This is a genomic window from Actinomyces haliotis, assembly GCF_015355765.1.
GTDB classification, from domain to species: Bacteria; Actinomycetota; Actinomycetes; order Actinomycetales; family Actinomycetaceae; genus Actinomyces; species Actinomyces haliotis.
The window spans coordinates 1-7,446 of sequence record NZ_JACWNA010000034.1 but is presented as its reverse complement, the minus strand read 5'-3'; the positions used below and the strand labels follow the sequence as shown (position 1 = coordinate 7,446).

Annotated in this window: 5 protein-coding genes and 1 pseudogene; 3 read left to right on the top strand and 3 right to left on the bottom strand. The window is 70.0% G+C overall.

What is annotated here, in order from left to right; genetic code table 11:
- From IXW69_RS11835 to istB, 3 genes and pseudogenes are all read left to right on the top strand, one after another.
- Positions 1-211: hypothetical protein (locus IXW69_RS11835; protein WP_228525376.1), on the top strand; the 211-nt coding region annotated here is incomplete at its 5' end.
- 213 nt (positions 212-424) lie between these two features.
- Positions 425-2,093, top strand: a pseudogene (gene istA / locus IXW69_RS11295) (IS21 family transposase).
- The gene (gene istB, locus IXW69_RS11290; RefSeq protein WP_194786434.1) at positions 2,090-2,905 is read left to right on the top strand and encodes an IS21-like element helper ATPase IstB; all 816 of its coding nucleotides are present in this window, start codon (positions 2,090-2,092) and stop codon (positions 2,903-2,905) included. Before istA ends, istB begins: the two are co-directional and overlap by 4 nt.
- Positions 2,906-2,930: 25 nt before the next feature.
- Here the strand turns inward: istB and IXW69_RS11285 are convergent, their stop codons facing one another.
- The 3 genes from IXW69_RS11285 to IXW69_RS11275 all read right to left on the bottom strand — a co-directional run bounded on the left by IXW69_RS11285 (position 2,931) and on the right by IXW69_RS11275 (position 7,242).
- Positions 2,931-5,054, bottom strand: a complete 2,124-nt coding sequence (locus tag IXW69_RS11285) for a copper-transporting P-type ATPase (protein ID WP_323745304.1) — start codon at positions 5,052-5,054, stop codon at positions 2,931-2,933.
- Between the two features lie 6 nt (positions 5,055-5,060).
- Positions 5,061-5,693, bottom strand: coding sequence for a heavy metal-binding domain-containing protein (locus IXW69_RS11830; protein WP_228525373.1), 633 nt, complete (start codon positions 5,691-5,693; stop codon positions 5,061-5,063).
- A 187-nt stretch (positions 5,694-5,880) separates the two neighbouring features.
- Entirely contained in the window at positions 5,881-7,242 is a 1,362-nt protein-coding gene (locus IXW69_RS11275) for a multicopper oxidase family protein (protein WP_228525371.1), read from the bottom strand.
- Between the last annotated feature and the right edge of the window lie 204 nt (positions 7,243-7,446).

Below are 7,446 nucleotides of genomic sequence, written 5' to 3'. Positions count from 1 at the left end.
ACTGCTCGGCCTGGACGCGTTCTTCGATGAGCTGCAGGGCGCGCGCCTTGAACTCGGGCGTGTACTTCTGGGGCATGATCCGATCCTCCTTGAGATAACAGGTCGGAACGAAACCCAGGGCGCTTCAGTCCGCTATCACCCCCATCGCGAAGAAGCGCGGGAAGGGGCTCAACACGGTCGTCGTCTTGACGACGTCAGGCGGGGACCTTGAAATGCGCGTGGGGCACGACCTTGCGGATGAGGTGATCCGAACGATTCAGGCCGTGCAGCGTGGGGTGGGTGTGACAGCTTGGTTTGGCCCCGTTGTGACGGTCTGATCTGGCCCCGCGTGCGACTTGCCGGGGTGTTGACGGTCTGAACTGGCCCCACCCCTTCACGCTGGTCCCCATCACTGGGAACCAGTCGCGAGGGCAAGGGAGCCAAGATGGGGTCACGAGTGCAGCTGTATGCCGACATCCGCCACGACGCGCGAGTCGATGGCCTGTCCATCCGCGAGCTCGCCCGCAAACACGGAGTCCACCGCCGCACCGTCCGCCAGGCCCTGGCCGCTGCCGAACCCCCACCCCGCAAGAAACCGGTCCGCACGGCACCGCGCCTGGACCCGTACAAGCCGGCCATCGACGAAATGCTGCGCTACGACCTGACGGCGCCGCGCAAACAGCGTCACACCGCGACCCGGATCCTGGCCCGGCTCCGCGACGAGCACGGCGCCACCGACCTGTCCTGCTCCACGGTGCGTGACTACGTCCGGGTCCGGCGGGCGCAGATCGATCTGGAGGCCGGGCGCCGGGTGGAGGCGATGGTGCCGCAGGACCACGCCCCCGGCGCGGAGGCCGAGGTCGACTTCGGCGAGGTCTACGTCATCCTGGACGGCGTCAAGACCAAGTGCCACATGTTCGTCTACCGCCTGTCCCGCTCCGGCAAGGCCATCCACCGCGTCTACCCGACCGGCGGACAGGAGGCCTTCCTCGAAGGACACATCGAGGCCTTCCACGCCCTGGGCGGCATCCCCACCCGCCACATCCGCTACGACAACCTCACCTCCGCCGTCGTCCAGGTCATCCACGGCGGGAACCGGCTACGCGACGAGAACGAACGCTGGGTGCTGTTCCGCTCCCACTACGGCTTCGACGCGTTCTACTGCCAGCCAGGCATCGACGGCGCCCACGAGAAAGGTGGCGTCGAGGGCGAGGTCGGATGGTTCCGCAGAAACCACCTCACCCCCATGCCCGCAGTCGCCACCCTGGACGAACTCAACGACAAGATCCGCGCCTGGGAGCACGACGACAACACCCGCCGCATCACCGGGCACGCGAGCACGATCGGGCAGGACCACCACGCCGAACTCCCACACCTGGCACCCCTACCCGCCGACGACTTCGACCCCGGCCTGCTCCTCCACCCCCGGGTCGACCGCTCCGCCCTGATCACCGTCCGCATGGTCAAGTACTCCGTGCCCGCCCACCTGATCGGTCAACGCGTCCGCGTGTCCCTGCGGGCCTCGTGCGTGGTCGTGTTCGAAGGCCGCACCGTCCTCGCCACCCACCCCCGCCTCGGCACCCGCGGCGTGAACCGGGTCGAGCTGGACCACTACCTCGAAGTCCTACGCCACAAGCCCGGCGCGTTCCCCGGATCCACCGCCCTCGCGCAGGCCCGCGCCGCCGGAGCATTCACCGCGGCCCACGACGCGTTCTGGGCCGCAGCCCGCAAGACCAGCGGCGACATCGCAGGCACCCAAGCGTTGATCGACGTGCTCCTGCTCCACCGATCCCTCCCCCGCCGACGCCGTGATCGCCGGCATCACCTCAGCCCTGTCGGTAGGTGCGATCAGCCCCGACGTCGTCGCCGTCGAAGCCCGACGCCACGCCACACACCACACACCCACCCCAGCCAGCCCGACCAGGGGCGGGACGGTCGTGAACCTGCCACCACGGCGCCCCACCGACCCGCACCAGGTCATCGCGCACCTGCCCGAAGACACCCGGCCCCTGCCCACCGTCACCGCCTACGACGAACTCCTGCGCCGACGCCAACCCGACCCCGCCCCGGCCAGCGCCGAGGTCCACCACCACACCCAGACAGGAACCCCATGACCACGAGCACCAGCAGCCGCCAAGGCGGTCTTCGCCGTCGTCACAGCCTTACCGAGCAAGCCGCGCAGGCCGCGATCGACCAGGCCTGCCGCCGGCTGCGGCTGCCCACGATCCGCGCCGTGGTCGATGACGCTGTCGCGGCCGCCACGAAGGAACAACTCACCTACCAAGGCTTCTTGGCCGAACTCCTCCTGGCCGAGGTCGATGACCGTGACCGCCGCTCCACCCTGCGTCGTATCAAGAGCGCCGGCTTCCCCCGCGAGAAGTGGCTCGCCGACTTCGACTTTGACTCGAACCCCAACATCAACCCCGCCACCATCAACGAGCTCGCCACCGGCGACTGGATCCGCCGCGGTGACCCCCTGTGCCTGATCGGGGACTCCGGCACCGGCAAATCCCACCTGCTCATCGCGCTCGGCACCGCCGCCGCCGAACAGGGCTACCGCGTCCGCTACACCCTCGCCACCCGGCTCGTGAACGAACTCGTCGAAGCCGCCGACGAGAAACAACTCACCAAGACCATCAACCGCTACGGCCGCGTCGACCTCCTCGTCATTGACGAACTCGGCTACATGGAACTCGACCGGCGAGGCGCCGAACTGCTGTTCCAAGTCCTCACCGAACGCGAGGAGAAAAACGCCATCGCGATCGCCTCCAACCAGTCGTTCTCCGCCTGGACCGACACCTTCACCGACCCCCGCCTGTGCGCAGCAATCGTCGACCGCCTCACCTACAACGCCACCATCATCGAAACCGGCACCAACTCCTACCGCCTCGCCCACACCCGAGCCCGGGCATCTGTGATGGGGTGAACAACGACCGGCTGGGCTCTTGGGGTCAGCGGCGGCGACGAAGCCGCAAGGAGTTGGTGATCACGCTGACCGAGCTGAGGGCCATGGCGGCTGCCGCGATGACGGGCGACAGCAGCCAGCCGAAGGCCGGGTAGAGGGCACCAGCGGCCAGCGGGATGCCGACCACGTTGTACACGAACGCGAAGACCAGGTTCTGGCGGATGTTGCGCATCATGGCGACCGACAGGTCGCGGGCCGTGACCAGAGCAGCCAGGTCACCGCCGAGCAGGGTCACGTCGGCGCTCTCGATGGCCACGTCGGTGCCGGTGCCCATGGCCACACCCACATCGGCCACGGCAAGGGCAGGGGCGTCGTTGACGCCGTCGCCGGCCATAACGACCGTGTGGCCCTGGGCCTGCAGGTCCTGCACGTGGCCGTGCTTCTGGTCGGGCAGGACGTCGGCGACGACCTGGTCGATGCGCAGCTCGTCGGCGATGGCACGTGCGGTGGTGGCATTGTCGCCGGTGAGCATGACGACCTTCATCCCGCGGCGTCGCAGGTCCTCGATCGCGCCGGCGGTGGTCGCCTTGAGCGGGTCGGCGATGGCCATCACACTGGCCGGCCGGCCGTCGACGGCCACGACGATCGCGGTCGCGCCGCGGCGGCGGTAGGCCTCCACCACGGGGGCCAGGGCATGGGTGTCGATGGCCTGGGTGTCGAGGAAGGCGGGGCTGCCGACGAGCACGTGCCGGCCGTCGACGGTGGCGCTGACACCGCCACCCGGATGGGCGGCGAAGTCGCTGGCCGCTGGCACCGTGCGTCCCGTCTGGCGGGCGGCATCGACCACGGCCCTGGCCAGGGGATGTTCGGAGCCGGCCTCCACGGCCGCGGCGAGCAGCAGTGTCTGCGCGTCGTCGTGGCCGTTGACGCCCTGCTGGTCGACCAGGCTGGGGCGGCCCTGGGTGAGGGTGCCGGTCTTGTCCACGACGAGGGTGTCGACCTTCTGCAGCCGTTCGAGGGCCTCGGCGTTCTTGACCAGCACGCCCTCGCTGGCGCCGCGGCCGACACCGACCATGATCGACATGGGGGTGGCCAGACCCAGCGCGCACGGGCAGGCGATGATCAGCACACTGACGGCGGCCACGATCGCGAACGGCAGCCGCGGCTGCGGCCCGATCGCCAGCCACAACCCGAAGGCGGCCAGGGCGACGGCGATCACGACCGGCACGAACACCGCCGAGATCTTGTCGACCAGGCCTTGGATCGGGGCGCGGGACCGCTGCGCCTGGGAGACCAGGTCGACGATCCGGGCCAGGGTCGAGTCGGCGCCCAGGCCGGTGGCCTCCACCACCAGGCTGCCGCCGTTGGCGATGGTGCCGCCGATGACTCGTGCGCCGGTGTTCTTGTCGACCGGTACGGGCTCGCCGGTGATCATCGACTCGTCCACATACGCGTGACCGTCGACCACGGTGCCGTCGGCCGGCACCTTCTCGCCCGGCCGCACCCGGCACCGGTCACCCAGCTGCAGCTCGGCGGCCGGCACGTCGGCCTCGATGCCGTCGGCCCCGATGCGGTGCGCGGTGGCCGGTGACAGGTCGAGCAGGGTGCGGATCGCGCCGGAGGTCTGGTCGCGGGCCCGCAGCTCGAGGACCTGGCCGAGCAGCACCAGGGTGATGATGACTGCCGCGGCCTCGAAGTAGGTGCCGACCCGGCCGTCCATCGCCCGCATCCCGGACGGGAACAACCCCGGCGCCAGCACCGCGACCACGCTGTACAGCCACGCGGCACCGACACCCAACGACACCAGGGTGAACATGTTCAGGTGACGGCTGGCCACCGACTTCGCGCCGCGCACGAAGAACGGCCACCCAGCCCACCACACCACCGGCGTCGACAGGGCCAGCTCGAGCCACGGCGCGACGCTGCCGGGCAGCGCACGCCCCAGCACCATGGGAACCATCACCATCGCCACCAGCGGCACGGTCAGCGCCGCCGCCACCCGGAACCGGCGACGCATGTCGACGAGCTCCTGGTTCGGGCCGTCGTCGAGCCCGGCCGAGACCCGCTCCAGCGCCATGCCACAGATCGGGCAGTCACCGGGGCCGTCGCTGCGGACCTCGGGGTGCATCGGGCAGGTCCAGTCCCCTGCAGCGACCGCACCGGCCAACACCGCCGGCTAGCCGGTGGGGTGCTGGTGGTCGTGGTGCTGTGCGGCCGGCGCGTCCCCACCGTCGGCGGGTTGCAGGAACATCCCGCACTTGGGGCAGCGTCCCGGGTGGTCGCTGGTCACCTCGGGGTGCATCGGGCAGAGCCACGTGCCCCCACCGACGGCATCGGGGGCCGGGCTGCTGGGCCCGGCGAGGTCGTGGCCGTGCGCGTCGTGGCCGGCGTGCTGCTGGGCATGTCCGAGCTGGTGGCCGTGTCCGTGCTGGTGGGTGGCGGGTGCAGCGTCGGCATCGACGAGGAACATGCCGCACTCGGGGCAGCGGCCGGGCTGGTCGCTGGTCACCTCGGGGTGCATGGGGCACGTGTAGGGGGCGGTGTGGCCGTGGGTGGTGGTGGCGTTCGGGTGGTCCATCGTGCGCATCATCAGCCACATCATGAGCATGCAGCCGATCGCGGGCACGAGGGCGGCCAGGACGCCGCTGGCGGCGAGGCTGGCGCGTCCGGCCCACAGGGAGCCGGCGACCACGAGCAGCATCGGGGCGCACATCAGCAGGTGCATCCAGTGGTGGGACTCGCCGTGCTGGTGGGCCGCGCCGTGCTGGTGGGTGGTGCTGGTGGGGTCCTGGTCGGGGCTGGTGTACATGGCGTGTCCTTGTCTGGTCGGGGAAAGGGTTTTCCTTCAACCTCCACCGTGGCGGGCCGATGTCAATGCGCCCGCGAGGTTTGGTGAAGCTCTGGTCAAGACCTGCAGACGGCGATGGTGCGGCTGCTGCAAGGGGGCAGCCGCGCCATCAGTGCAGGCGTGGGTGGCCGACATCGGCCGGGGCGTTTCAGTAGCGCAGGGTCGTCATCATGCCGAGTTCTGCGTGGTAGATGTTGTGGCAGTGCAGCATCCAGGTGCCGGGGTTGTCGGCCTGCAGGTCGGCCTCGACGGCCTCCATGGGGCGGATGAGGACGGTGTCCTTGCGCAGCCCGTCGCTGCCGGGCAGGGCCCAGGTGTGGCCGTGGATGTGCATGGGGTGGGCCATCATGGTCATGTTCGTCATCCGCAGCCGCACGCGCTGGCCGCGGCTGACGGCCAGTGGGGTGTCCTCGCCGAAGCGTTTGCCGTTGAGGCCCCACGCGTAGGGCTTCATTTGGCCGTTGAGTGCCACGTCCAGGGTGATGTCGGGCTTGCGGTCGGGCAGTCGGGCGCTGTCGGCGGGCTTGAGCTGGGTGGTCACCAAGGCGGTGCCGTCGAGTTCTGTGATGCGCTTGTCGGCGGGCGGGACGCTGCCGGCGCCGGTGCGCACGATGGCGCGGGCCGGGGTGCCCTTCTTGCCCTCGGGCGCAGCTTGGAGCACGAACAGGCCGTCGCCGAGGGTGATGGCCGCATCGAGGCGTTCGCCCATTGCGAGGTAGACGGCGCTGGCCTCGGTGGGGGTGACGGGGTAGCCGTCGGTGTGGGTGAGGGTGAGGCGGTGGCCCTGCAGGGCGATCTTGAAGATGGTGTCGGAGGCGGCGTTGATGATGCGCAGGCGTACTTTCTGTCCGGGCTTGGCGGTCAGGGTGCGGGGGGCGGAAGGGATGCGGCCGTTGACCAGGTAGTGGGGGTAGGTGACGTCGCCGGCGTCGCCCAGGGGCGAGGTGCCGTGGTCCATCCCGCCCATGTCGTGGTTCATGCCACTGGGCACGGTGCCGTTCTGGGCCTTGAACGCGGCGAGGATGTCGTCGGGTGAGGTGCCGATGCCGTCGGTCCAGTCGTCGAGGGTGATGACCCATTCGTGGTCGTAGCGGCCCGGATCGGCTTGGTCGTCGATGATCAGTGGCCGGTAGAGGCCGCGGTCGATCTGGACTCCGGTGTGGGGGTGGAAGAAGTAGGTGCCGGGGTCGGGGGCGACGAACTGGTAGGTGAACGAGGCGCCGGCCTCGATGGGTGGCTGGGTGACGCCGGGCACGCCGTCGCTGGGGTTGCGCAGCGCGATGCCGTGCCAGTGGACGGAGGTGGAGGTGGGCAGCTTGTTGTCGACGCGGACCTGCAGCAGGTCACCGGCCTTGGCGCGCAGGACGGGCGCGTCGAGGGCGTCGCCGTAGGCCCAGGTCTTGGCGGTGACGCCGCCCAGGTCGAGGGTGACGGGGCGCGGGGTGAGGGCGTGGTTGACGACCGTGCCGCCGGGGGCGGGGCTCATCGGGGTCTGGGAGGGGATGGTCAACGGGGAACTGGTGGCTGCCGACGTGGCGGTGGTCTTGCCTCCGCAGGCGGTCAGGGCCCCGGCCGAGGCGACTCCCAGGGCCTGTTCAATGGTTTGTGTAAGCCCTCCTGGAAGGACTGACACTGATGACCATGACGGATGAGAAGGCGCCCTCGGGTGGTGCGGGTCGTGAGGCGATCGAGGCGCTGGTGGCCTCCGGTGGCC

Bases quoted from the DNA above. Each gene is read 5' to 3' on its own strand.
- istB (WP_194786434.1), top strand. From the start codon at position 2,090: ATGACCACGAGCACCAGCAGCCGCCAAGGCGGTCTTCGCCGTCGTCAC.
- IXW69_RS11830 (WP_228525373.1), bottom strand. From the start codon at position 5,693: ATGTACACCAGCCCCGACCAGGACCCCACCAGCACCACCCACCAGCAC.